The 23,451-nt window shown below is 49.2% G+C and carries 28 protein-coding genes, 1 tRNA gene and 1 pseudogene; 6 read left to right on the top strand and 24 right to left on the bottom strand.

All coding sequences use genetic code 11. The annotated features are described in order from the left end of the window. Positions 1-13: 13 nt before the first annotated feature. From yejK to KIV40_RS06395, 9 genes are all read right to left on the bottom strand, one after another. Complete coding sequence (gene yejK / locus KIV40_RS06435) at positions 14-1,015, bottom strand: nucleoid-associated protein YejK (protein ID WP_285348328.1); 1,002 nt, start codon at positions 1,013-1,015, stop codon at positions 14-16. 7 nt (positions 1,016-1,022) lie between these two features. Next, entirely contained in the window at positions 1,023-1,292 is a 270-nt protein-coding gene (locus KIV40_RS06430) for a hypothetical protein (RefSeq protein ID WP_285348327.1), read from the bottom strand. Further along, positions 1,289-2,026, bottom strand: coding sequence for a hypothetical protein (locus tag KIV40_RS06425; RefSeq protein ID WP_285348325.1), 738 nt, complete (start codon positions 2,024-2,026; stop codon positions 1,289-1,291). The genes KIV40_RS06430 and KIV40_RS06425 overlap by 4 nt, the downstream gene beginning before the upstream one ends. Before the next feature lie 60 nt (positions 2,027-2,086). Further along, positions 2,087-2,359, bottom strand: a complete 273-nt coding sequence (locus KIV40_RS06420; protein WP_285348323.1) for a hypothetical protein — start codon at positions 2,357-2,359, stop codon at positions 2,087-2,089. An 891-nt stretch (positions 2,360-3,250) separates the two neighbouring features. Continuing rightward, entirely contained in the window at positions 3,251-4,231 is a 981-nt protein-coding gene (locus KIV40_RS06415; protein ID WP_285348321.1) for a hypothetical protein, read from the bottom strand. A gap of 3 nt (positions 4,232-4,234) precedes the next feature. After that, positions 4,235-4,885 (bottom strand): PFL_4669 family integrating conjugative element protein, encoded by a 651-nt coding sequence (locus KIV40_RS06410; RefSeq protein ID WP_285348320.1) that lies wholly within the window; start codon positions 4,883-4,885, stop codon positions 4,235-4,237. After that, on the bottom strand, positions 4,875-5,204 hold the full coding sequence (locus tag KIV40_RS06405; RefSeq protein ID WP_375164810.1) for a hypothetical protein: 330 nt from the start codon (positions 5,202-5,204) through the stop codon (positions 4,875-4,877). The genes KIV40_RS06410 and KIV40_RS06405 overlap by 11 nt, the downstream gene beginning before the upstream one ends. A gap of 204 nt (positions 5,205-5,408) precedes the next feature. Next, positions 5,409-6,842 (bottom strand): TraI domain-containing protein, encoded by a 1,434-nt coding sequence (locus tag KIV40_RS06400; RefSeq protein WP_285348319.1) that lies wholly within the window; start codon positions 6,840-6,842, stop codon positions 5,409-5,411. Continuing rightward, entirely contained in the window at positions 6,742-7,356 is a 615-nt protein-coding gene (locus KIV40_RS06395) for a TraI domain-containing protein (protein WP_285348318.1), read from the bottom strand. The genes KIV40_RS06400 and KIV40_RS06395 overlap by 101 nt, the downstream gene beginning before the upstream one ends. Before the next feature lie 1,118 nt (positions 7,357-8,474). Between KIV40_RS06395 and KIV40_RS06390 the strand changes: the two genes are divergently transcribed. The 4 genes from KIV40_RS06390 to KIV40_RS06375 all read left to right on the top strand — a co-directional run bounded on the left by KIV40_RS06390 (position 8,475) and on the right by KIV40_RS06375 (position 12,936). Then, entirely contained in the window at positions 8,475-8,807 is a 333-nt protein-coding gene (locus KIV40_RS06390; RefSeq protein ID WP_285348317.1) for a helix-turn-helix transcriptional regulator, read from the top strand. Between the two features lie 543 nt (positions 8,808-9,350). Next, positions 9,351-10,391, top strand: a complete 1,041-nt coding sequence (locus KIV40_RS06385) for a replication initiation protein (RefSeq protein ID WP_285348316.1) — start codon at positions 9,351-9,353, stop codon at positions 10,389-10,391. A 301-nt stretch (positions 10,392-10,692) separates the two neighbouring features. Beyond that, positions 10,693-11,943, top strand: coding sequence for a ParA family protein (locus tag KIV40_RS06380; protein ID WP_285348315.1), 1,251 nt, complete (start codon positions 10,693-10,695; stop codon positions 11,941-11,943). A 15-nt stretch (positions 11,944-11,958) separates the two neighbouring features. Further along, positions 11,959-12,936: a ParB family protein gene (locus KIV40_RS06375; RefSeq protein ID WP_285348314.1), complete on the top strand. Its 978-nt coding sequence runs from the start codon at positions 11,959-11,961 to the stop codon at positions 12,934-12,936. Positions 12,937-13,272: 336 nt separating this feature from the next. On the opposite strand, the gene KIV40_RS06370 is transcribed toward KIV40_RS06375, so the two are convergent. The 11 genes from KIV40_RS06370 to KIV40_RS06320 form a co-directional block, all read right to left on the bottom strand. Further along, the gene (locus tag KIV40_RS06370) at positions 13,273-13,554 is read right to left on the bottom strand and encodes a hypothetical protein (protein ID WP_285348312.1); all 282 of its coding nucleotides are present in this window, start codon (positions 13,552-13,554) and stop codon (positions 13,273-13,275) included. A 319-nt stretch (positions 13,555-13,873) separates the two neighbouring features. Then, on the bottom strand, positions 13,874-14,362 hold the full coding sequence (locus KIV40_RS06365; protein ID WP_285348311.1) for a hypothetical protein: 489 nt from the start codon (positions 14,360-14,362) through the stop codon (positions 13,874-13,876). 80 nt (positions 14,363-14,442) lie between these two features. Then, the gene (locus KIV40_RS06360; protein ID WP_285348309.1) at positions 14,443-16,719 is read right to left on the bottom strand and encodes a helicase-related protein; all 2,277 of its coding nucleotides are present in this window, start codon (positions 16,717-16,719) and stop codon (positions 14,443-14,445) included. A 14-nt stretch (positions 16,720-16,733) separates the two neighbouring features. Further along, the gene (locus KIV40_RS06355; RefSeq protein WP_285348307.1) at positions 16,734-17,309 is read right to left on the bottom strand and encodes a hypothetical protein; all 576 of its coding nucleotides are present in this window, start codon (positions 17,307-17,309) and stop codon (positions 16,734-16,736) included. 76 nt (positions 17,310-17,385) lie between these two features. Then, complete coding sequence (locus KIV40_RS06350) at positions 17,386-17,646, bottom strand: hypothetical protein (RefSeq protein ID WP_285348305.1); 261 nt, start codon at positions 17,644-17,646, stop codon at positions 17,386-17,388. Positions 17,647-17,688: 42 nt separating this feature from the next. Then, a complete protein-coding gene (locus KIV40_RS06345) occupies positions 17,689-18,393 on the bottom strand; it encodes a DUF6094 domain-containing protein (protein WP_285348304.1) in 705 nt (234 codons plus the stop codon). Continuing rightward, positions 18,393-18,989, bottom strand: coding sequence for a DUF3275 family protein (locus tag KIV40_RS06340; protein WP_285348303.1), 597 nt, complete (start codon positions 18,987-18,989; stop codon positions 18,393-18,395). Before KIV40_RS06340 ends, KIV40_RS06345 begins: the two co-directional genes overlap by 1 nt. A 68-nt stretch (positions 18,990-19,057) precedes the next feature. Then, positions 19,058-19,576, bottom strand: coding sequence for a JAB domain-containing protein (locus KIV40_RS06335; protein ID WP_285348302.1), 519 nt, complete (start codon positions 19,574-19,576; stop codon positions 19,058-19,060). Between the two features lie 82 nt (positions 19,577-19,658). Further along, on the bottom strand, positions 19,659-20,066 hold the full coding sequence (locus KIV40_RS06330; RefSeq protein ID WP_285348301.1) for a hypothetical protein: 408 nt from the start codon (positions 20,064-20,066) through the stop codon (positions 19,659-19,661). A gap of 81 nt (positions 20,067-20,147) precedes the next feature. Further along, positions 20,148-20,561 carry a hypothetical protein gene (locus tag KIV40_RS06325; RefSeq protein ID WP_285348300.1) on the bottom strand — a complete coding sequence of 138 codons (414 nt, stop codon included), beginning with the start codon at positions 20,559-20,561 and terminating at the stop codon, positions 20,148-20,150. A 209-nt stretch (positions 20,562-20,770) separates the two neighbouring features. Further along, positions 20,771-21,019, bottom strand: a complete 249-nt coding sequence (locus KIV40_RS06320; RefSeq protein WP_285348299.1) for a helix-turn-helix domain-containing protein — start codon at positions 21,017-21,019, stop codon at positions 20,771-20,773. A gap of 52 nt (positions 21,020-21,071) precedes the next feature. Between KIV40_RS06320 and KIV40_RS06315 the strand changes: the two genes are divergently transcribed. Then, positions 21,072-21,539 carry a hypothetical protein gene (locus KIV40_RS06315; protein ID WP_285348297.1) on the top strand — a complete coding sequence of 156 codons (468 nt, stop codon included), beginning with the start codon at positions 21,072-21,074 and terminating at the stop codon, positions 21,537-21,539. A gap of 197 nt (positions 21,540-21,736) precedes the next feature. Here the strand turns inward: KIV40_RS06315 and KIV40_RS06310 are convergent, their stop codons facing one another. Next, entirely contained in the window at positions 21,737-21,973 is a 237-nt protein-coding gene (locus KIV40_RS06310) for a helix-turn-helix domain-containing protein (protein ID WP_038876124.1), read from the bottom strand. 22 nt (positions 21,974-21,995) lie between these two features. Further along, positions 21,996-22,070: transfer RNA gene (locus KIV40_RS06305), tRNA-Gly, on the bottom strand. 132 nt (positions 22,071-22,202) lie between these two features. Between KIV40_RS06305 and KIV40_RS06300 the strand changes: the two genes are divergently transcribed. Further along, positions 22,203-22,412: a hypothetical protein gene (locus KIV40_RS06300; RefSeq protein ID WP_285348294.1), complete on the top strand. Its 210-nt coding sequence runs from the start codon at positions 22,203-22,205 to the stop codon at positions 22,410-22,412. A 14-nt stretch (positions 22,413-22,426) separates the two neighbouring features. Here the strand turns inward: KIV40_RS06300 and KIV40_RS06295 are convergent, their stop codons facing one another. Then, the gene (locus KIV40_RS06295; protein ID WP_285348293.1) at positions 22,427-22,642 is read right to left on the bottom strand and encodes a hypothetical protein; all 216 of its coding nucleotides are present in this window, start codon (positions 22,640-22,642) and stop codon (positions 22,427-22,429) included. Positions 22,643-23,288: 646 nt separating this feature from the next. Next, positions 23,289-23,451 (bottom strand): annotated as a pseudogene (locus tag KIV40_RS06290) (IS630 family transposase); the annotation flags it as partial.

Below are 23,451 nucleotides of genomic sequence, written 5' to 3'. Positions count from 1 at the left end.
ATAGAGGGAGTACTTAGCCACGGCGCACCAGCTGCTCACGCAGATTCGGTGGCACGCCTTTCATGGTCAGCGTGTCGGTGTCAGGATCGTAAAAAATCCGTTCATTGAGCAGCGGCGCATCAAAGGTCAGCGACACCCCACCGCCACTGCCGACAAACTTGGTTAACGGCTTGAGCGTGCTGCGCTGCACCGGAAACTGCGCATCGAGCTCATAACCTTGATGCTCAGCAAACGCTTCGAAGTTCTGGCCATCCACACTGACAGGCAGCGCATTGGAGAGCTCACGTATCACCACTTCATCGCCGGCTTTGAGCTGCGCGCTGCAGTGGTCAAACACCTGCTGTCGATACTGGTGAGACTCATGCCTGTCTAATTGATGGTCGGCGCAAAAATCTTCCACCGCCTGCAAAAGCACCTGGTTCTGCGCTTTGACATCCAGCCCCACTTCCGCTTGCAAAAAATCGAGGAAAAAATCCGACACGCCACGCCCCACTCTACCTTTGATGTACGTCAGGTAACGGTCGCTTTCTGGGTGATACGCTTTATCCGATAAATTAATGCACGCCGCGATGGTAATGTTCTTGAGTTCGAGATAATCCGTCGCACTGATATCGAGCGACCCGGTCACCTTAAGGCTTTGCTGTATCGGCAACAAACCGATGAACAGGTACTCGGTGGCCAGGTGTTGATAGTGCGCCATGACTAAGACGCCTTCATCGGCGAACGGGTATTTCACCAGCTCTTGATGCAACTTGGTGGCGCAGTCACAAGAAAAGTCATGAAACGTGTGATGGCCTTGCTGATAGGACAGCAACCCCGCGTGCACCTCACTGCTCGGTTGGAACAAACCATAGCCTTTGCCGGGTTTGTGGATAAAATGTTGATGCAGCAGCGCGGCCAGTTGCTCCGAATGCGCGTCGCTGTCCAGCGGCGCGCTGCGAAGCTGCAGATGCAGCTCGCCTTGAGCTTGCAGGGTAAGCTGATGCAAGGCTAAATGGTGAAGTTGTAGGTTCATCTTAACCTCAATGCACGCTGCGCGTGAGTACTGGTAATAACATGACCAGCGGCACCTCGATGTTGATGCGCTCCCCCGCCGGCAATGGCTCGTCCATCATCAGAGCCGTAAAGCGCTCAATATTCAGCGGCGTTAACCTCGCCATCTTAACCGGTTCGCCTTGCTCGTCTCGCAAAGTGGTATGCGGGTAAATATCTAACACGCGAAATTCATCACTGTAGTCACTTTTGACCACCCAAGTCACGTTGTCGCCGGCTTTAATCGCGCTCAGTTTCATTGGAAATCCTCTTGGTTTAGCGTGCCTTTGACCTCAAATCGAGCGGTGATAGTGGCTAAGATGGCCTCCATCACCGCCTGCTTAGACTCGAGACAGATCATGTCGTCATTAAACAGCTCTGCGGCCAGCACGGTCTCCCCGTCCACCTCATGAACCACCAGTTTTCCGAGGTAGCCGAGCGTTCGATGGCTAAAGCCTAGGCAATACCCTCGATGATCGTAACTCATGGTAGCCTGTACGCCTTCAGGGAGGTCGTCAGGCGATAACGGCGTCGGTGTGATGTCCGGCTTAAGCGAAGCATCGCATCGCCGTTTTTGTTGACCTAAAGCTTCCAGACCCGCGTGGGGGATGGAAGCAAGCAGCTTTGACAGCGGAAACGCCGCCGCAGGGGCGTCGCCTTTTTCATACTCTTGCTCTCTGCGCTCCATGACGGTCAAGAGCTGCTGCGCAATGGTGCGGGCATCGTCAAACAATGCGCGCTTCTCCGCGCCTTGGATGACCTGCCCTAATCCCGGGAAGAGCATGAGTTCACAGTCGCCATCGAGCAAGATATGTCCGTCCATGATAGTGTTACCCTGACATCGCGACCGATAGCGCAGCAACTGTAATCGCGCGCTGATATCAACGTACATGTCCTCAGCAATCCCTTCATTGAGGACAAAACTGATCCCACTTTCTCGACATTCAAAGCGAAAAAGAAACAGCATGGCCTCATTTCCGGCAAGATTTTTCATGGGTGGCTCATTGTCGGTGTGCATGTTTTCAACCTTATTGCTTTTTGATGGGCGGCCTCGTTATATCACGTCCTTATTAAAGCGCGAGACTTCTTCACGAAAGTGGCGCATCGCTGCATCTTCGGGGACAATCCCCACGCCAAAGGCCACCCATGGCAAGACCAAGATCAGCCGAGACATGACATAATCATCACCGAGCGGACGCTTATCCACCCCAACGTGAAACCAGTGATAACGTCGGTCTCCTTGTTTTCCTTCGGTGTAGTCGATAGCAGAGCTCACCTTTATCGTAAAGTACAACCGCCACCAACGCTTAAACGTTTTGTAGAGCATGGTCAAACCTTCTGATTAACTATGTCACTGATAGCATAGTTAGGATGTCGGGTCATCCTGCTCTTTTTTCAAGGCATCGCGTCTCTCTTGATACAAACACCAGCGATCGACAAGCCAATACCCCACGAACACCAAAAGTACCGTGATGAACGCTTCCATCCATAACCCTCTCCGAGATAGAACGTCTTTAATAACACAAGCGGCATTCACCCACCAAAGTGAACCGAGTCAAACGTGAGAGAAATGCCAACGAATACCACGCAGGGAGGAGCCGTGCGACGACATACAGAATGAGCGCAGCGAAAAAATATTGACCTCCGCAATGTCAGCAAATAAGAAAGGGATGTCAGTCACTTTGGCTTAAATCTTGCCCCTTCGCCCTGCTAGAATGCGCGAGCGTAGCGAGTAAGATAACAAGGATTCATGCGTCATGCGCGGTGGCTTCCTGTCGGATGACAAAAGAAAGGTTCAGCGCAGCCAGCCAGTGTTGAAATCTTATCTTCGCTTCCAGAGCAAAGGCTGGCTGTTGGGGGCCATTCCCAGCGATAGGAACGGATGGGTTTAGACGAGGGTGGACATGCTGGGAATGGGAGGGTGCATGGTAAAGCGCAGCGAAGCAAAGCGCCTTACTCTATTATGATCTTTTATTTTCTATTAAGGTCAATAACTGCCCCGGCGTGTAACCTCTCTGGGTATCCAAATTGTCTAACCCCAACTTCTCTGTGGATAAAAAAGAAAAATCAGACCGATTTTTTCTCCGTCACGACGAAAAAACGCCATATACCTATAACGAGAGTGGCAATAACTGAGTCGATTTATAGCGTTTAGCGATAAGAAAAAGCACCGACGTGCGATATCGACCTCAGCGAAGAGGCATAACGAAAAATAATCTTAATAAGGTATTGGGATATCTGGAGAAGTGTGAGTCCCAACGACGGGTGACGTGTCGTTGATCAACTCATTGAGAAATTGCGCTTGAATACGGTCTCGTATCCCTTTCGCAAGAATGCTGTAACTCACCCACTTAAAGCCGTAGCCTTGCGCTTTCTGCTTGGCGATCCCCGTTTGTATCAACGCCTTCACGTTTTCAAATCGGGTCACTTTAAAGTGCTCAAAAAATCGCGGAGTGAATTGTTTGTAGGCCGCGGCGCTGCGAATAAGCGTGAGCTGTTCTTGACCTTCACGAGGAAGGTCAATAGGCAACGTCACTTTCATGTCTTGAATGTAGCCCGCCTTTTTCAATCGGCCATAAGCCGCATACCACGTCTCTTCATTAATCTCTTGCCCAAAGCGCAGTAAATATTCTTTCATGAGTTCACGATGCGATTTGGGGTTCATTTCCGCCCCAACCTGCAGGTAACCAATTCGACCGCCTTCGAACTCACTCGAACAAAGCAACACCGCCAACACTTGCGCGGTGTAGGTTCGTACGTCTTTGCGCTTCATGCCAGGACAATAAGCCGCCAATCCAGGTAACACGGCTGGGTTGTATACTAAGTTTTCACACATGGTCAATACTTGCTGAAAATACGCCGACATCTTCACCAGTCGGTGTTTAACCTGACCATATTTATCGACCGTCACACGCGAAGGGGTAAACCCAGGCACAAAGAAGTCTTCATCCTCTTCGACCAATTGCTGCATTTGCGCGCCGAGTTTACGCAACGTTTGCTGATACTTTTGAGCGGAGTTCATGCTCGCTTCTTCCGACTCTGGACGCGGGGCTTTCACACATACCGTGATGCGCTCTCGCGCGGCCGTCGACGCCTTTGAACGGGTTGAAGCTTGGGCTTTTTTGCCTCTCTCTCGCCGCACTTGCTTGCTCGCGTGTTGACGCTTGCGCTTGCGGGTCTTAAAGGAACGCTGGCTCATCGACTATCCTCTGATGTCCGGGGCAAATTCAGCGCGCTCAACGCCTTCCAGCACTTCAAACGGGATAGCCCCTAACTTCGCCTGCGCCGCTTGCGCTTTGGCGTTGTTGGCCGCCATGTCTTGCCGCGTCACCCCTGAGTGCTGCAATACCACACTGTCAGATATCACCTTGCGAAGCGCTTGAATGCACGCTTGGCGGCGCGCCTCAAACTCAGGACGGGTCAGCTGCGCTTTGAAATACGCATCGCTCATTTGCACCATCGCAATATCAAACTGCTCCAGCAGCGCCACCAAACGCCAACCAAAACGGCTTTTGAGTGAAATGGTTTTGGTCACGGGGGCGCGCGACAGCGCCTCGTGGTATTGCACGCGCGAACTCAATCGCGCCGGCAAGGCCTGCAGCGCCTGTTGGCACACGGCAAATGCGTCGTTCATCGCGCGCTCGATTTCCAGCAACGCAAAATCGGCATACGGATCATCGCGGCGAGCCGCGTACTCCAATACCGACGCACGTTTAAAAAACAGCCCCACCCCAGGCGCTTTGCTCTTTTTGCTTGGGTTCCATAACTTAACGGTTTCGACGCTGTGCAGCTGTACTTCGGCGCTGGCAACCAGCCCACCCATTTTATTTTTGTTGCTTGATTTATTGCTCATGCTCTTCATCCCACTTTTCTAACTCTTTCCACAGCGCACACAAACTGACTCGATGCGTCTTTGCCACTTCCAGCAGTGCGTCAGCGCTGATGTGTCGGTAATCCCCCTGTGCCATCAGCGCTTTACACACGGCACTGTGCTGCTTGTGTGCGATGCTTATGGCTCGAAAGACGGGTTCAATGGTTAAACGCTCCCGCCAAGCACTGCACTCTTCCGCTCTGGCTCCAAAATAATGCTTCATCATCTTGTTGTTCGCCCCGTGCTGCAAAAAGGCTTTCCACTCTGGTGGTATATTGGATTCAGGAAAGATCGCTTGCATAAACGGACTGATATCTAGCTCGCCTTTGTTCTTTCTTATCCACGCATCAAGCTCGCGATAAGAGAGTTTTTCTAACTTTGAGATCTGCGCATCACTGACCCCCCGCCTCTCTCAGGAGCGCTTCTTGCCCAGAGCCCGCCAGATAAGCCAGCTTGGTGATCACGACATGGCACACTTCACTGGTGAGTGCATCCTTTGCAATACTCATACATCCTCCAACATTACATGTGGGTTGAGCGCGTAGCGCGTCTCCCACTCTGGGGTCAACGGGAACAAAAAGCCGTTGAGGCTTTGGCTTGAATCTTTGATGCGGGCTTTGTGCACATTGCGACCGCTGGCGGCGACGATGTGACGGCCAAGTGGTTGCAACCCTTGTTGCACTTCGCTGTAACTGTTGGGCTTGCCGTACTGGCAGCGCTCACTGATGAAAGTGCGAAACGCACCCGGTGAGACCACAAACAAACCTTGTTCGACTCGATGAAACAGCGCACCTTGGCGATTGACGGGATGCACGCCGCCGTTCAGCACCGCCTCCACCCAGTCGTAGAACGCCATCCCCAAGGCCTCGCCTCGGGTTTCTCGTAAATCAATCTGTTGAAGCAAGATGTGAGGCGCTTTCTCGGCGTCGGTCGTCATCTCTGAGTCAGAGGTAGACGGCGCTTGAGTCAGCGCCTCTAAAGCGGTGTCTACGGCGTCGCTAGAAGGCATCAATGCTGGCGTCGAGTTTTCGTCCAACGACGTCGCGTCGGCTGCCTCCTCGACCGTTTCAGCCACTGGCGCGGCCAACGGCGCCATGAATGCCATCAAGTCATCACTGATGGGCGATGCCGGTGGCCGCGTCTCAGCACTCGGCAAGCGGTCGGATTGCGCTTCGGAGCTTGGTTCATCAGCCGAAGCGCCTGTGGGATTGGTGATTTGGGGCTCTGCGTTTGGCTCAGGCAGAGCGGACTCGCCGTCTTGCACGGGTAAAATGTGTCCAACCAGGCTATCGAACTCCGCCTCTGGGGCGAACGTTGGCCAATGCACGCAGACAAAGGTGAAGGTCTGACGCCAATCAAACTCCGACAGCAGCACCTCACATTTCCATATCGCCATGTCATCGGCGTTAGGGCGAATAAGCTGGTGCTGTTGCAACTCGTTAAACAAACGGGAATTGTCTGACGGCACGGCGGTGATGCCGCGCTCAAGCAGCGCGGTGCGCAAACGCTCCGCAATGGGTTTGCTCATTAGATAGAGCCATTCCCCCTCAACAAACCCTTCCGCGCCTTTTTTATTCAGCGGGAGCGCGCCGCTTTGCAATAGGTGCGATAACGTCAGCTTAAGCTGACCCGCTAGGGTCAGTGTCGCGCCGCGCGCTTTTTCTGCCGCCAGATTGATGCCGGCTTTGTCTGCACCTAAATCCTGTGCCACGCTGGCCGCATCGGCTTGCGTGACAATCTGCTCAATCACATTGTCGGGATTGCTGTGGCCGGACAGGCTTTCCATCATGGTGTGGTACAACGCTTTGTCGCTCGATATGGCGAGCATGGCGTCGGCGCTAAGCAGTTGGCTGAGCAACGTATGCCCGGTGTATTGGTGGGTGCTGTACTGACGTGCTGGGTGGTACTTGGCGCGATACGGTAAGGTGATGGGGCCCATCACCGGCGTCCAGCGCACGATGCCCCCCCCCGCCTTGATGCAGTTCGATGTCCACATCCATGATTTTGCCGGAGTCGTGCAGCAGCGCGCACAAGAACACGCCATACACCCACACGATTTCACGGTGTATCACGTCTTCGGGAGGGGTGTTTGGCGGCAAAATGGCGTTGCGACGCAGGCGCATGGCGTAAATCGCCACGTCCAAACTGTGCAGCAGCAAGCCACGCTTGCCGGTGTGATGGTAGTTTTGTGAAGCGGGCAGGTCTTGGCACCAGAGCGCGTAATTGATGACGGTATCGACCACAAATGCTTGCCATACCTCAAACGGCAGCGCAAGGCCGCTGCGTTTTAAGACGCGCAGCTTGTCCAAAATGATCGCGTCGTTTTCCAGCTCCGCCCGTGTCGCAGGCAGCACAAAACCCTCTGGAGCGCCGCGCGCTGCAGAGGCAGAAGAAGAAACAATGTGAGGTTCATCGTAAAGCCATGCAATGAACCGCTGAAGAGATTGAAACATCCTGTACCACCTGTTGTACCATCGAAAACCACCAATACTGTATATGCATACAGCATTATAAGCATTTCGTCGCAGAAAAACAGAGCCCATAAACCTGTTTTCTTAGGAGGCAAAGACACCAACCTCTAGGTTTGAACCCATGGATGCGCGAAATGAAAAGTTGAGTGACAGAAACGGAAAAACCAAGGCGCAAGGCGGCCTTGTTCTCTGTCTGAATTGGTGAGCGTCACCGCGAGCCGAAGCCGCATCATGGTGAAGCATAACGAGCGCAAGGCTCGTGGTTTTGATAGCACCAAAGCGCTACAAGGTAGGCTAAGGGCAGTTAAGTAATGCATTCCAACCTCTTATTCAATAAGAAGCCGCGACACGTTTCAGAACGCCATTTAAGGGGGGTAACCCCCGTGTGCTTGGCTGCGCTGATGGCAGGCGTCTATTACGGTATAAAAGTTGACCAAAGAGATCAACCCCTTGGTTTTTCCTCAGTGGAAAAATGAGACATCTGTCGCTGCTGCCGTGTGGAGAGGGTTCACTCCTCTATTGGGAGATTAAGCCAGAGCCTCTGCCTCACGTTGGCCATACTATTCGCGAGAACAAACCTAGATTGTTAAAGAGCCTTGCCATTACTGCGTTGTGCTTCACTACGTAATATGTGTTTTAGTTGTAGTGAAACTCTTTTTTTATGATTGGCAAGAAGGGTAACGATTGCGGCAAAACAATGAAATAATCAAACATTTACATATAACCTTAGTATTTTTGCTGTCTTTTTAATCACTTTACCATGCAAAGTGTTGTTTAATCAGAATGTTACTGTTTTATTTCCCTGCAAAATTAAGTTCCCTCAATATTTCATAAATGTTTCAAAGTGTGGCTATATGTCACAAAACATTTGTAATCCAAAGGAAGAAAGCGAGCCCCAGAGCAAAGGGGCTCGCTTATTTAGTGCGCAGTGGGATGCGCGCACTAAATTCTGTGCCAGTTCTGCAGCGGTGTTGTCAGCATTGCTGGGTGGGCTAGTTTTTAAAGAGCAGTTTAAAACTTACAATGTAAACTAAAACCTGCATTATGGAAAGGTCAAGCACCTTGTATCATTCTTGGTAAGAACGTAAGAGAGTGACATCGTGGATAAAGAGAATTCAGCACTAACAGCGAACTTAATTTTACATCTAAAAAATAGAGGGATGTCTAAATCTGAACTTGCGAGGGAAATGGGTGTTACGAGGCAAACAGTTCAAGCTTGGCTTAAGAAAGGTTCTGTTAGTCGAGAGAATCTAAGAAAGCTATCACTTATTTTTAATACAACCACATCTTCTTTGCTTGGCGATCACGAAATCCTTGATGAAGGAGAGCTACAACAGGCTGATATCATTAAGAAAGAATTGAAACAACTAATCGACAGCATCCCCTCTAACCACATTGTATTGTTGCAATATCTGAAAAAAATGCTTTCTTAGACTAGTGACTGTACAAGCCAGAGCGTTGACAGATAGATCTTTGAAAAAGTTAAAAAACTTGTTTGGCGTAGCCATGGATGTGGGTAAGTGTGTAAATCTCTGATTTTCCACTTATCCACATTGACTATCTCGATCTATTTTTACTATTAATTTCTATTTGATCTATTTCTATCAATTAAAAGACTATAGGAGGGGCAACTGATTGTTTTAAAAGGAATTAAAGCACCTTTAAGATCTTTTTTATTTGCTTTAAGATCGTATTTCTTTGCTTTAAGATCACTTTTGTTTGCTCTTGGATCATCTTTGTTTGCTAATAAAACAAAATCTTAGCCACTCTATTACACTTTTGTTTGCTTAGCCTACAATTCTTTCTTGTATTCGATCATTTTTGTTTGCTTTTTACTGGATTGTTTTCCTCAAGCAAACAAATCTGTATGCTTTACCTCACACTTTACATGTTTGTTTGCTTTTTCCTCTCCATGTGACATTATAATCCAATCATCTGTCCTAAAAAGTTTGCTTTAGCAAACAAATCTGTTCGATATGAGTAAGAATCCAAGACATTTACCAAAGCATATAAAGAAAGGTCATGAGCTAGTTTTCTCACAGCAGGACTTAACTGCCCGAGAAGCAAACATTTTTGGGCTTATGGTTGCAAACATGAAACCTGAAGATTGGGATGACCAAACGCCGGAGTATAAATTTACAGCAAGTCAATTATCTGAGTGGTTAGGGCTCAATAATAGGGCTATTGGCTCTCAGTTGAAGCAGGTTGTCAGCCGTTTATCTTCTAGAAAGATTGGTATTGTTGTCGACAAGCTGGGAGACACAGAGTTTGAGTTCACCCCCCTATTCAAGAAGGTCATCTACAAGGATAGAGTGCTGACTTTAATCCCAAATGACGCCCTGTCTAGGGAGTATATTGAGTACAATCAAGGGTTCTCTCTGATTAATACCAAGAGTTTTCTTGGGCTTAAGAGGGAATACACAAAGAGATTGTATGAGATGCTCTCGCGCTTCAAAACTAATGGTACCCGATTGAAGCCCATTGATATTGAGGATCTAAAAGCTTTTATGGGGCTTTTGAACGAAAATGGTGCGTTAAAAGAGAATAAAAGCTCATTCAAAAACACGAGTGTTTTTATCTCTCGCTGTTTAAAAGATAGCATTGAAGAGCTGAGCTCTGACCCTAAAACACGGAAGGAGATCTTGTTTCAAGAATCTGAAGATGGTCTTGGAATGAAGCTACATAAACACGGACGTCATATCTATGCCATTGAATTTTTGTATCGATGGATTGCACCAACGAACCCTATTGAAGTTCTGTGTTTTGATGAAGCCAAACGGACAATTACAAAGCTAGAGACGCAGCGTTTAACCACTGATACACCACTTACTGATGAAGAGTTAACTTTGTTAGCACATTCCTATCGCTCTATTGATGAAGAAGAACGTGCTTTTACTGTTGAGAGAGCTTTAGCTGAAAGAGAAAACCATTCAGAGCAAGAACTTGCTGAAGATGACAAGTCATTTTTAGCTAAACTAGCTGAGCTTGAAAAAATGAATAATAAAAAAGGTTACTAAGAAACGATACATCTAATACGATACAAAAAAGTTTGCTTTTCTCCTTCAAGCAAACTTTTTTGTGTTTTATATATGCAACATAAACCGTCTTCGCTACAGCAATACACCACACACAATTCTATGAAATTCCCACCTGCTCACAGAATGAGCAATTTCCTTATGGCTATGGCTGTTTTTTGTTCAGAAGTGGAATTTATATACCCACAATAATCAACTATACCATTTTTTGGTTGAAATGATTGAAAATGGTATAGGTTTAAATTAAAGTACTGAAAGCTTAGATGAATTAAGGAGCTTCATTGTGGGGATCATTGAACAAATCCAAAGAATTGGCGAAAGTATGAATGCAGACAATGCTTCACTAAAGGAAGCATTGTTAGAAAGCACACAGGTTAGTGTTACAGATGAAGATTTACCTGATGGTGTAAATCGCCTTGTCTATAACCACGCAATAACAAAGACCTCTCTGGGTGAGGATATTTTTCGCCTTTCTAAAGCAACCTATCTGAAGCGAATTAGCCAAGCTATTGAGGATGGGGTTATTACTGAGCCTATTTTCCACAACCGATCCCATCTGTTTACACTTGATCAGATCCATCAACTCATGGAGCATTATGGCTTTGAGAAGTTTTCTGATCATTACAATCCAACGGTTGTTGCTGTCAAAAACTATAAAGGTGGTACAGGTAAATCAACTACTACAGTTACATTAGCAGTCGCTACCGCATTAGATTTAGATTTGAATGCTAATGTGTGCATCGTCGACCTCGATCCTCAGGGGTCGGCGGCCAGAGGTATTATTAGTGTTCAAAATGAGCAAGATGAGCTGTTTTTAACTGTTGCTGATTTGGTTTGTGCAGAGCACGAGCCTGATGGTGAAGTCGCTCAGTTACTAGAAAATGGAAACTCATTTGAAGATATTGTTCGAGCTGCCCCTTTCTCAACTCATATTCCAAACTTAGATGTTGTCACTGCGTTTCCTACCGATGAAAAGTTTACTGATCTGTACTGGGAAATGAATGATAAAGAAAAAAGAGAGCAATTGTTGACGCACTTTGCACTCAAAATATTGCCAATACTTCAAGAAGAATATGACATCATTTACTTGGACCTTCCGCCACAGAACTCCCCTATTACCTGGGCTGCTGCTGAAGCGGCTGATATGATCATTACTCCTGTTACGCCAAGAACTTATGACTACGCTAGTACAACCTCTTTCATGTTGACGCTTGCTGACGTTCTTCAGTCATTGCCATCGAAAGGGGAGAAAATTAAATGGCTTCGAGTGCTTCCTGTTAATTACAGCGAAAACAATCGCCAAGAGAAGAAAACTTTTGAGCGATTACTGAGAACAGTTGGCAGTGATATGTTTACCATGCCAATTAAGCACAGCCCGTTATTCTTAGAAGCTGCAAGTATGAACCGGACAATTTTTGATATCCGTAAGACAGAGAGTACTTGCACTTCGTTACAGTATGAGTCTGCTCATACATCTGTGAAAGACGTATACAGAAATTTTATCAACGACCTTAGAGTTATTGCAGCAAAGTAACGGAGAGATTGGCAAATGCGAAATACAAATAAATCAAAGTTACTAGCATCAGGTTCTAAGTCCGGAGTATCGTCATTAAAGGGGATACCAGACAATACAAGAACTTTTCTAAACGGCAAGGTTAAGGCAAAACGTATTGTTGTCCTAAGTACAGATATTGAATCTAAAACAGGAATTCATCCATTAAACCCTCGAAATCAAGAAGCTCTTACTCTTGAAGCTGTTCGTGATATTTACTCATCCATTAAAACAAACGGAGTAAATCAAGAGGGCGTAGCCATCAGATGTCAATCTTCAAATAGGCTGTTACTGCTAGATGCAAGTCGTCGCCGTTTTGCTTGCTTACACGCAGGCGTTGATTTACCTCTTTGGGAGCTGCACGGTAATGTAACTGACGAAGATATTTTAGCGATAATTAATGATAGCCAAGAAGTTAAAAGATGGTCCTACCCTGAACACGCACAATACCTTTTTAAGGTTGCTGAGCGTAAAGGGATTGATGTCAAAAACGCGAAGCTGGGAGAGCTAGCGAGTGCTTTATCTATTGGTCGAGAGTCACTAAGAAAGCGTATCGCAGCCAACAATGTGTCAATCGCTTTACGTAAAGTCTTTGTTGACTTCGAGGGCATTCCCAATGCTTATTACTCAGAGTTAGCAAAATTGCAACGTGAGCTTGAGAAAAGCCAATTAGTTATTGAAGATGTTATGGTGCGATTTGTTGATGAAGTAAAACTTCCATCTGATTCGTTATCTGTTGATGATATGCAAAAGCTGACTTTGGAAAACTTAAAGTCATTTGTTAGTGAAGCATTGAATGTAAAAAAGAAAAATAAAGATTGGAAGAAAGAGTCTTTAGCTTTATTTGATAAGAAAGGTTGCTATGCCACAGTTAGCCAAAGCCCAGATAGAAACAAGCTAAAGATTGAGTTCTCACGTATTGGGGCAGAAAAAGAAAAGCTAATTCTGGATTACATAAAAACAGTATTGAATTAAAAATCATAAAAAACACAGCAAAGAAACAATACTTCTTTGTCTATATAAAACAGTGGCTTATTTTATTTTTGTCGTAAAAACAATGGGGGTTGTCGCAGCAAAACTCCCCCTTTTAACTGGCGCAGCCAGCTCCCTTTTACCCTTTCTGGATAGGGCTTTTCCCTTGGGAAAACCCTTCCCTTGCTCCCTTTTATCCCTTTGGCGCAGCCTACCCTTTGGTTCAGTGCATGGTTTTCTGGCTGATGGAATGTCGTCGCAAGGGCGATTGATGTTGGTTCAGCTTTGCTTAATGTAACGGAAGCTAATGATTGCCGGTTCGTGTCGATGTAAACGGATTTAGAGTGAAGTGATGACAGCTAAGTTTCTCTGGCAAGCAATGAATGCTTTCTTACTCTGCATATCGCATTCAGAACATAGAGGAACGATGTAGCAAGGGTCCCAGCTATCGAACGCCTCTTCCTTACGAACGTAAGCGATGGTCTCAGGTGGTTGGCCACAACGCTCCGCTGCACAGTATCGGGCAAATGCGCCATACTGCTTTTCCCAATAATTAAGCCAACTGCTGCAGTTCGAAGGAAGAGGTAACGACGAGAGTTCGATGATTTGCTTAACTAACATAGGACTCCTGATTTTTTGGTGATTAAGGTTGAAGTAGTATGCCGTGGTGCGACGTTATTGGTGACGTCAAAGCGCGAAAATGTGAGTGTCATTGCGAGAAAAAAGAAGGGAGGACATGACTGCCCTCCCCTCTGTGCTTAAGACGATAAATCAATCATCTCGTGTTGGCAGGTCTGACACCTTAGTATCGTGACAGGCTGCTCCTGGCTATAGCGGTTATCTGCTCCAAACTCTCCGCGTTCTAGGAACGGGGGATCTTCATTTTCTGGAACCTCAAATGCACGTAACGTGCCCTTTTCTCCGCAGTTGATGCAATAGTTCACCATGTTTTCTCCCTTGTTTGATACGAACAAAGCGCAAACACTTCGGGATTGGCGTAAAGCTCAGGATGCAAGTACGCATCGATGATGCGCTCTTGCTCATCCATCACCATTAACGCCCATAGCGTGTTGCTTACATCGATGTAGTAATGAAACTCTCGATACGGCTCTGGGTGGGTACTCGGCGAGACAAACACCCCGTTCGAGGCTTTGCGCTCAATCAAGGTGATAAGCCGAGGTTGAACAGCATCATCGGGTCGGTGGATACGCAGTAAGTGCATGGTCTGAGCCAGCAAGGCATGAGACAGCGCTAAATGCTGCTTCAACGCCTCACAAGGTCGTAGCGTGCTTAACTGCATGGCTAAGGCTTGGTAAACCTGCGCTGAGTCAATCTGTCCTTCGTTATCAAAGTGCAGCTCACTTTGGCTGGCCATGTTGTCTTCGAGCCAGGCCATCAGCTCAGTCAATACGTGGTTCATGTTGTGCATCGTTTGCTCCAGTGGTATTCAAAATAAAAAGGGAGCGAACCGGTAGGCAGGCTCCCGGTTAGGGTTAATGGTTCAAAACGTTAACGACGAGTTTGTTGTAACAGTGATTTTGCTAACGCCACTTCCACACTGTCGCCATCGCTGTTGAGGATATCCAGTCCGTTATCGGGCATGTCGCCAGAGGTGGATTGGGTGACCGCGATTTTCTTGGCCATCAATTCCAGGCACGCCATTTGCGCGCTGCCTTGATAGCCTAAAAAGGTCACGTCCACATCTTCACGTTGACCGATACGCCAGCTGCGCCTTGCGGCTTGCATCAGCGTATAGACGTTGTAGCCGGTGTTGGTGAACACAATCGACGGAAACTCCAACAAGTCGAGTCCGGTCTTGACCAGTTCGGGGTTGGTGGTGAGCACATCAATGCCTCTGTCTACCTGCTCCAATATCCAGTCTTCTCGGTCTTCGGTTTTGACACTGGCACGCAATACGGCGCATTTGAGGCCTTGGTCGCTCAGCAGCGATTTCAGTCTCGACGCGGTGTCACGCTTGCCGGTGTACACGGTATACACCAAGGTTCGGCGTCCTTTGCGTTTGTTGGCCAGTACCAGCTCAATGAGTCTTTGCTCTTTGGGCGTGGGTGTGGGCGCATCAAACAGCGCCGGAATGTAAGCCAGCGTTTCTTTGCTGCGCGGGTGCGTGACCACTTCTTCTCGAAACGCGCAGTCTGGCCATGCCAGCAGCGCGCTCATGGCCACGCCTAATAAGGTTTGGTCACCAGCGGCCAGTGCTTGACGAAGACGTGTGGTTAAGTCTTGCTCCATGGAGTTGTAGTGCATGTGCATCTGTTCATCCATCGGCACTTCCTCAAAGTGCTCCTGGTAAGGCGGTAAAATCCCATCTCCCATGTCTTTGAGTTTGACAAACACCGTATAAGGCAGGACGTACTTCGCCACGCCGAGCGGACCAAAACCGGGCGCTCTGGTTTGGCTGACTTTGACGCTCTTGCCTTTGGCGGTCTTGTGGTTGGCCTCATCGGTGACTTTCATCACCTCTTTGATGATGCCGTGCTCTTGTGAGAAGATCAGTGCCGCGCTGCCTAACTTGCCACGATGGTAGCGATAGCCATCTTGCATCATCACTGAGGGTATGGTGCGCCACAGCAAATAGAAGAGGTCTTCCGCATAACTGCCCATCAGCGTGCCGGTCAAAAGAAGGCATTGTTTCACGCAGCCGGCTAATACCTGCATCGCTTGCCCCTGCGCCGCTCCGGCGTTCTTATATTCGTGAGCTTCATCGATGATGAGCCAGTCAAAGAACCCACGAGGGAAGTAGCGCTTAATGAACTCGCTTGCCTGGTAATCGCCTTGCCCAAACGCAAACTGGGTTTTGGCCAGTTTGCGTTCGATGCGCTCAGATTGACGCTCGCTGAACACAAACTCCCCGTCGTCATCGAGCAGGTTGACCAACTCATAAATGTTGTCGGTCAGCGCTTTGGCCAGCATGCGCTCACCAAAGCTATCGAGCAGCTTACCGGCGGTGACTTTGCCAATCGTCGGTAGGGTCTGCAGGGCGCGGGACACGGTTTTGCTCAAGGTGTCACTCTGACGCTGGCGTCGGAGTGTCCACAACGCAGAGCCACATGCCGCGCAGTTGAGCTGTTGGTCAGTCGGAAAATGACTCGGTGATATCAACTCGCCTTCATCATCCTTGACCAAGTTTCCGCAGTCCGGGCAGCGCACAAACGCCAGATTGGCCGTTTGAGCGCGGATGCCATCGTGGCCGAGCTCGCGTTTGAGGGTTTTGGTTTGATACGCAGGCTGCCAGTGATAGCCCATGCGCATTCGCACGCGACCCAACACAACATACTCCGGTCCGTCATGCGCTGTGGCCGCTCTTAGCTTGAGTAAGGATTGCAGCGTATCGGGACCATTGAGTACCCACACCTTGGCGTTATGCACGGAATCGAGAATTTCTCGACGCCATTTGTACACCAGATGCGGCGGTGAAAGCAGTAGGAAGCGCTTGGCTTTGCCTTCATCATAGGCAATGGCACTGGCGGCCACACCCATGATGGACTTTCCCGTCCCCATTTCCCCGTTGAGAATGCCCGCCGGGGCGCCGTCATCGAGAAGTAGGGCACTGATGGCTTGCACCGCATCGGCCTGCGCCTCAAACGGCACGCGCTTGAGCGATTGCATCACCGCCGTGCGTGACGCACTCGGCGCTTGATAGCGCGCGGGGTGCGCCGCTTCAATGTTATCCAGTAGCCCCTCACCGAACTGGTCGATAAAGTCATGCAGCGATAACACGTTGTCATGCTCTGGGGGTGAGGTTGTTTCTGTCGTGGTGTCATTCATCTCTGTTGTCCTCATCACATGGCGCCCTCTGTCACAGGCAGTAAGCCTTGTTGCATGGCTTTGCTGACCAAGGTTTCGATGTGCTCAATCGGCAAATCGAGTTGATAGGCGTGCACGCCCACACTCGGCAACACGTTGATGCACGCTCGAAGTTGTGGCTGCAGCATGGCTTGCCAGTCTTCGAGTAAAGGGAAGTGGCAAAGCTGCTTGATGGTTGGCCATAAATCGAGCCAAGCCAGCGGCGCTGCGCTTAGCAAGGTCATGCTCTGACCCGAAGGTTTGAGCAGCGACGGATGAATGAGCCAGGTGTGCACCCATTCGCCGACCGGGGGGTATTTGGGCAGGCGAGTGGTGCGCTTGGTGAGGGCCTTGGCGTGAGCAAAGTCCATCACCAGATTTTCTCCATCTGGCCGCTTGACGGTCATGACGCGCAGTCCGCCTTCGCTCAGCGGCAGCGTGAGCGCCGCGAAGAAGTGTTGCATCATGCCATCGCACCCCCACAGGGAGAGAAATTGCACCTTGTGGTCAGCAGTGGTGACCACCGCGTCGAGGTAGAGTCCGTTATCGAGCGCAATCAGTGGTGTGTTCATGGTTGGGTTTCCTTATCAAAAGAATAAGGCGCCTCTCCCGTCAGGAAAGGCGCCTGACGGGCCAATGAAAGTGGGGTTATTGGATAGTCACGATGTGACCAAAGCGCTCACCTGGAGTGAGTTCAATCGCTCGAATGAGCGGCTGAAATTGGTCTATCTTGGTCGTGATGGTTTGATGCTCGTCGATACTGGTGACCGTTCGCTGCACTTTTTGGGTGCCGCCTTTGACCAGCAGTGTTCGCGTACCATCATTGCTGACTACCTTGCCGGCGATTTGTCCTGCCGCGAGCGACAGCGACAAATGCCAGGGGGAAAGTTTACGCAGTGGCCTAGGCACGCGTTGGTGCCGAGCCTGGTTAAATTGCGTGTCGAACGTGGGTCAGAGGCCGCCGTGGTGCAAAAACGCAGCTTGAAGCTGCGCTGTCTCTGGCCACACCATTTCAAAACGAAACGGGGCTTCAGTGACTGGCGTGACCTCAAGCTGAGCCTGCGTCGTGACGTGGGGTGGAATGGGTAACCCTTCGCCCACTTGCATCAAGCGGTCGGTGCTGGCCTTAAACACCTGCACCTCCCGCAGTCGCAGTGACAGGTAACGACAAAGCGCGGACGTGAGCGACGGGAAGGGCACCACCAACACCAATACGCCGTCGCGTTTTAGGGTCGGAAGTAGGCGCTGAATAAACTGCACTTCCAGTCTTGCCATGTCGCGTTGCTGCTTTTCTATCTGGTCGCTGACCGCATCGCCATACGGCGGATTCAAAAACAGCAGACTTTGACTGCCTGCGCCTATCACGGTGTCAAACGCATTGCTGCGCAGCACCGTATCTAGGCACTGGCTCGCGCTCTCAGCGCGCCCCGCATCGAGCTCCACACCATAGGTGTGAAGCGCACTTTGTGGGTGCGCGTCAATGTCAGCAGCCAGCTTGGCCAGCGCATGACCTTCACCGCAGCACGGGTCGAGTAAACGCTGTGTGCCGGCTTTGAACCTCAGCTGCTTGGCAATCAAGGTTAAGGTGGTCTCATCCGTTGGATAGTAGCCATCTTTGAGGTAGTTGTGCGCCACGCGCGGATGCATCACCGCCATCAGCTTACCTCCTCATCGACACGTAAACGCAGCCAGTGCTGCGCCTTGGGTTCGAACTGCCACACTCGCTCGTCGTGAATGCGACGTTTGAGGTATTTCAGTTGTTGACCCATTTTCTCACGGCCCACTTCTGGGTTGAGTTTGACGATGCCGCCGACCTGCGTTGGCAGTGGCCAGAGCTCACCAAACAAACTTTCAAGGTCGTCTTGTGCGCTGCTGTTGCCACTCACGTTGCCATGGGAAGCTGATGCCGTGTCACGCTGCGCCGCCAGTTTCTGCTGCGCTTTGCGCTCTTTGGCGAGTGGGTCTTCTTCCATCGGCGCGTCGCTTGGCACGGCTTCTTCTTTGTAGTCACTCAGCCAAATGCCACTGAGCTCGGCGCGGGTTTCAATCACCACGCGATGACTGGTTTGGTAGCTGCCCGAGTAGATGCGAGTTAACCCAAAGGTGCCTTGGTAGGTGCCTTCGTTGTACTCATCGAGCACTGCATCGCGGATAGCAAACTTGCCAATCTCGCTATCAAGGGTGGCCACGTTAAAGTCGCCATAGCGACCGGTGACGGTTTTAATGGTTAAGGTGCCAGGGAGTTGGACCATATTCGGCCTCCTGAAAAATCAAAGGCCTTCCCACCGGAAGACCTTCCGGTTAGGGATAAGAGCGCGGGCTATAGCCAGCCACGCTCTGCAAACGAGGTGACGGTCGCGCCGACCACAAAGTGGTCAAGCACGCGTATATCAATCAGCGCCAGCGCATCACACAAGACCCGGGTGAGGCGTCTGTCGGCCTGACTGGGTTCACTCGATAAGCTCGGGTGGTTATGACACAAGATGACCGCCGACGCATTCCAGAGTAGGGCGCGTTTCACTACTTCTCGGGGATAGACGCTGGCGGCATTTATGGTGCCGTAGAACAGCACCTCAAACTCAATCACCTGATGTTGATGATTAAGAAAGAGGACGCCAAACACTTCCCGCTCCATGCCCTGCAATAGGCCACTTAAGGTGCGTTTGGTCTGCTCTGGGCTGGTCAGCGCCACACCGGCTGACAAGCGGTCCATCGCCATGGCATTGGCGATATCCAGCAGTTCGTCTGGGGTGACGGGCTCGGTGAGTTGGTAGTATTCGCCAGGGGCGTCTTGCAGCTCTTGCAGTTTGCCTTGGCCATAGGACGATTGATAGCGCATGGGTGCTCCAAATAAAAAAAGGGGCACCCAATGAGGGTGGCCCCTCATGGGTGAAAGGAAGGCAATACATCGCTTCCTATGGTCAATTTTGCGATGTCGCCATCACTTCCTCTTTGGTGGTGATGATGAGCATCGGTTGACCCTGTTTGTTGTGCTCAATGCTCGCCACAAGGTCGAGTGAGCTATTCGCGTACAGGTTGTGTTGGCTCGGTGGTTGACACACCGTAAACACTACTTGCGACTGCGTCGGCACTTTACGCGCCGCGCGCCAAGCCAATTTAAGCAGTTGACGGGTTAAATCGTCTTTGCTGCAGATGACCATCGCATCGGAGACATCAATCGCCTGAAAGTAGGCGTGTTGACTGATGCCCGTGTACGGAAAGTAAAAGCCCGCTTGCTTTGCTATGGGCGTGATGTCAATGAAGTCCTTAGGATTTAAGGCTTCACTGCGCACGTAGTGACTAAAAAGCGGTGGGGTGGGTTGACTCATGATAAGGCTCCAAATAAAACAGGAGCCATCCCACTGGGAATAAGCTCCCAGTGGGTGAGTGATTCGACTCGATGGTCGTGGTTATGGTCGCTGACGCGACAGTGTCATGCGCAGTATCGGCATGAGGTTGCGTTGAAACAGCGTCCAATGCGCACCAAACCATAGGCGAGGTGCGTGACCTTTCCAGACCAGCCAGAAGGCCGGCAGAAAAATGCCCCAAAACATCAGGTTATCGAGTAGGGTTGAAGAGTCCATGTGTTTGTCCTGTAAAAAATCAGGAAACACTTGCCCACAGGAAAGGTTCCCTATGGATGGCAGAAGGTGAATGTCAGCCGAGGCTGGCATTATCAGTGATGCATTCCAACTTCTTATCGAGTAAGAAGCCGCGACACGTTTCAGAACGCCATTTAAGGGGGGGGGTAAACCCCGTGTGCTTAACGCTGTGCGCCAGTGCTCAACGTTTGACCAAATTAGGGTAAAAGAGGGCCAAGTCATTGTCAAGCTCATGATAAACCGTTTATCAATACGCGGTTTTGTGAACGATATTAACGGAGTTGTCGGTAATGATGCGGTGTGGTGCGCATTCGCTCATCATCCCAGAGCGAACCTAGCACTTACGTTGTTACTTTGACACTCGGGCTTCCACCACTCCCCATAGTGACCGCCAGAGGCCTTTCGGCTCTGGCTTTTTCTTCTCTATTTCGTCACGCGCTTTTTTGTCGCTGGATACGACGCAGATGGGTGCGCAGCGTGCTGCGGTGGATACCGAGCATGCGTGCGGCTTTGGCTTGATTGCCTCGACAATGAATGACCACCTCCTCTAAGGCGACATCGCGTACAAACGGCACCAACGCAGACACATCTGGTCTGGCGGTGTGACTGTCACGAGTGTGAGTCAAAAGTGAATCCAAGCTGGCCAGCAAATAAGAATTATCAATGGGTTTATAAGGCATGACAGTATCGTGTTGATGGTGAATAGAAACATTATACGACGCGCATCAAAAAATGCAGGCGCAAGCGCGAGAAAGGATATGGCAAGATAAGCCTCTGGTCTCGATTATTTTCATTGTCGTGAGTTCACGTAACGATGCTTTATTACGCCGCCGTATTGCCCGCATTCTTGAGCGTATTCCCAATGCTTCATCGCAAATGGTTCGCCAGCGTTTAATGACGAGCGTCAAGCCGGCGCAGTTTTATGTTCATCTTACTCCTTTTTATGAGCAGCAGCGCATCGATGACCATGCCGATATCATGAAGGCGTTGACGCGAATGATGGCCATGCACCTTGGGCTCACGGTGAACTTCGACCACCTCGAACAAGCGCGTCGATGTAAAGAGGCGACGTTTGGCGTGGAACTTCCGAAGGATGCAAACCACCAATCACAGATGGTCATGCACTTGCAAAAACAAGGTCATCGGTTACCCGACATTTGGCAAGTACTGCGACAAGAGGCGGAATGTACATCACGTTAATGGGAAGGTTATCACTCCCTGCCATGGTTTTTGCGAGTGAGGTAATAAGCTGATGATGCCGGTGAGAGAGGGGGTTGCTGAGTGTGTGGTGCTTTTTTACACTCAAGATGCGGCTTTTCAGGCTGTGGGTTAAAGTGAGCACATTGAGTACAGCCATAGGGACGTACAAGGATGTGGAAAGCCGCCTACTGCTCCTTTTACAGCGTGGTGATGCGCTTGATGTGTTTAGTGTAGGTGCCACGACTCACGCCGAGCATTTGCGCGGCTTTGCGTTGATTACCGTTTGCTAGGCGCAGCGTCTCTTCAAACAACGTGTCTCTGAGCATCGGCAACACCCACGACATATCGGGTGTTGACTTCATGTCATGGCGAGTGGGGTCGAGTAGGCTGTTCAGCTGTTTAATGAGTGTTCGGCGATGAAAAAGTTCAGTCATAGTGTGCGTAGTTTGATGGGATTGGAGCGTACAGCGGGGATCGAACCCGCATCATCAGCTTGGAAGGCTGAGGTAATAGCCATTATACGATGTACGCTTTATCTTTATACTCGTTGATAATCAGTTGCTTGTCGAGTCAATTTTTAGTCAGAGCCTCAATCCACTTGAGCACGAGAATACGAAACGGTGCTATATTGACATCTGCACTTTGTGACATAAGGGATATATTATGCCGACCTACCAGGTCACCTATTTTAACGCTAAACACACAGTGATGGACAGTGAAGCCACCTTTATGAAAAGCCTGACGAACGCGAAACGCTCAGCGGAGCATCATGCGCCAGATGGGACCCAAAAAATCGAAATCAAAGATTTGATGGACAAAGTATTTAGTCGATTGACGCTGGATGGCGGTTGGATTGATAACATCGAAAAGTGACGTTGTCTGGTCTATTATAGGGTGCTTGGTGTGTCGTGAATAAAGACACAGCCTTGGTTGGTTTTTTGCACTAACTTTTGACACCGTTTCATTTGTTTTTCTGAAAAGGCTTGGTCGCGATTGAGTTGGTCGAGAAAGCCTGTCAGCATGTCTCTGTCTAAGTTGCTCAGTTTTTCAGCGTGAATGAGGAGTGTGGTGTTGAGAAGCTCTGAGAGGTTTCTAGCGCTCATAAACGCCACGCCTTATCCCATGCTCTTTGTTCCTCTATTTCTTCTATCCGTTTGCGGATAGCCATGGTGTTTAACTCCTCAGGTATCCGTTTTATTCCTGTCCCTTATGAGTTAATACTAAATTGCTTCTGTTTTTTTTGTCGGCTTAGGTAATTTGTTCACATCTCATCCTGTCTTTTGCTAAGTGTTGCATCGCGGTCTGGTTGGTCAATAAAACATCAATGATACTACACAACTGCTAAATGAGATATGTAGCTAGAAGGTGCGGGCGAATTAATGCCCCATTGTTAGTTTCGCCAAAACAGCCACGCTCTCGGTCGTATGGGTTTTGACCAAACATAACTCAAATCTGAAACCCAAAGCTCATAAATTACGAAAAATGGTTATCGGAGTGCAGTTCTTAGTTCAAAGAAACTCGATGACTTTTGCTCTACAAACCGCTCTTAAAACGTCACAAACTTACAAAGCGTTATAGAAACATACCGCTTTGTTCAAGTGTGTAAAATCTTCGCTAAGAGCGTTTGAGGCAGTCTGAGGGTTGCTTCTGATAGCAAACTCACACATTTACCATAATAGGAATAATAAACAACAAGAATTTTTTCACCATCGATAGTGTAAAAGTCTTTACCATTGGGTATATACCGAATCAACTTGAAGATGCAGGCTTGAGAACCTGAAAATTATCATTAATTCGAGATGCCAAAGAGCCTGCGATCTCTGGAAGAGTCACAGTAAAAAATTGGTCTATTGCCGCCTTGAAGTCCCGTTTACTTTTGAAGTAAACGTTGTTCCTCGACTTCTCATTCATT

This window comes from Vibrio sp. D173a (genome assembly GCF_030248475.1).
This window is presented reverse-complemented; position numbering and strand designations above follow the sequence as displayed.

Coding starts and splice junctions, on each gene's coding strand:
- KIV40_RS06320 (WP_285348299.1), bottom strand. CDS start 21,019: ATGCCTTATAAACCCATTGATAATTCTTATTTGCTGGCCAGCTTGGAT.
- KIV40_RS06385 (WP_285348316.1), top strand. CDS start 9,351: ATGAGTAAGAATCCAAGACATTTACCAAAGCATATAAAGAAAGGTCAT.
- KIV40_RS06360 (WP_285348309.1), bottom strand. CDS start 16,719: ATGAATGACACCACGACAGAAACAACCTCACCCCCAGAGCATGACAAC.
- KIV40_RS06300 (WP_285348294.1), top strand. CDS start 22,203: ATGCCGACCTACCAGGTCACCTATTTTAACGCTAAACACACAGTGATG.
- KIV40_RS06365 (WP_285348311.1), bottom strand. CDS start 14,362: ATGCACAACATGAACCACGTATTGACTGAGCTGATGGCCTGGCTCGAA.
- KIV40_RS06405 (WP_375164810.1), bottom strand. CDS start 5,204: ATGCAAGCGATCTTTCCTGAATCCAATATACCACCAGAGTGGAAAGCC.
- KIV40_RS06430 (WP_285348327.1), bottom strand. CDS start 1,292: ATGAAACTGAGCGCGATTAAAGCCGGCGACAACGTGACTTGGGTGGTC.
- KIV40_RS06335 (WP_285348302.1), bottom strand. CDS start 19,576: ATGCGCTATCAATCGTCCTATGGCCAAGGCAAACTGCAAGAGCTGCAA.
- KIV40_RS06410 (WP_285348320.1), bottom strand. CDS start 4,885: ATGAGCAATAAATCAAGCAACAAAAATAAAATGGGTGGGCTGGTTGCC.
- KIV40_RS06370 (WP_285348312.1), bottom strand. CDS start 13,554: ATGTTAGTTAAGCAAATCATCGAACTCTCGTCGTTACCTCTTCCTTCG.
- yejK (WP_285348328.1), bottom strand. CDS start 1,015: ATGAACCTACAACTTCACCATTTAGCCTTGCATCAGCTTACCCTGCAA.
- KIV40_RS06340 (WP_285348303.1), bottom strand. CDS start 18,989: ATGGTCCAACTCCCTGGCACCTTAACCATTAAAACCGTCACCGGTCGC.
- KIV40_RS06395 (WP_285348318.1), bottom strand. CDS start 7,356: ATGTTTCAATCTCTTCAGCGGTTCATTGCATGGCTTTACGATGAACCT.
- KIV40_RS06330 (WP_285348301.1), bottom strand. CDS start 20,066: ATGAGTCAACCCACCCCACCGCTTTTTAGTCACTACGTGCGCAGTGAA.
- KIV40_RS06310 (WP_038876124.1), bottom strand. CDS start 21,973: ATGACTGAACTTTTTCATCGCCGAACACTCATTAAACAGCTGAACAGC.
- KIV40_RS06400 (WP_285348319.1), bottom strand. CDS start 6,842: ATGGGCCCCATCACCTTACCGTATCGCGCCAAGTACCACCCAGCACGT.
- KIV40_RS06420 (WP_285348323.1), bottom strand. CDS start 2,359: ATGCTCTACAAAACGTTTAAGCGTTGGTGGCGGTTGTACTTTACGATA.
- KIV40_RS06415 (WP_285348321.1), bottom strand. CDS start 4,231: ATGAGCCAGCGTTCCTTTAAGACCCGCAAGCGCAAGCGTCAACACGCG.
- KIV40_RS06315 (WP_285348297.1), top strand. CDS start 21,072: ATGCAGGCGCAAGCGCGAGAAAGGATATGGCAAGATAAGCCTCTGGTC.
- KIV40_RS06375 (WP_285348314.1), top strand. CDS start 11,959: ATGCGAAATACAAATAAATCAAAGTTACTAGCATCAGGTTCTAAGTCC.
- KIV40_RS06325 (WP_285348300.1), bottom strand. CDS start 20,561: ATGACTTGGCCCTCTTTTACCCTAATTTGGTCAAACGTTGAGCACTGG.
- KIV40_RS06295 (WP_285348293.1), bottom strand. CDS start 22,642: ATGAGCGCTAGAAACCTCTCAGAGCTTCTCAACACCACACTCCTCATT.
- KIV40_RS06355 (WP_285348307.1), bottom strand. CDS start 17,309: ATGAACACACCACTGATTGCGCTCGATAACGGACTCTACCTCGACGCG.
- KIV40_RS06425 (WP_285348325.1), bottom strand. CDS start 2,026: ATGAAAAATCTTGCCGGAAATGAGGCCATGCTGTTTCTTTTTCGCTTT.
- KIV40_RS06345 (WP_285348304.1), bottom strand. CDS start 18,393: ATGGCGGTGATGCATCCGCGCGTGGCGCACAACTACCTCAAAGATGGC.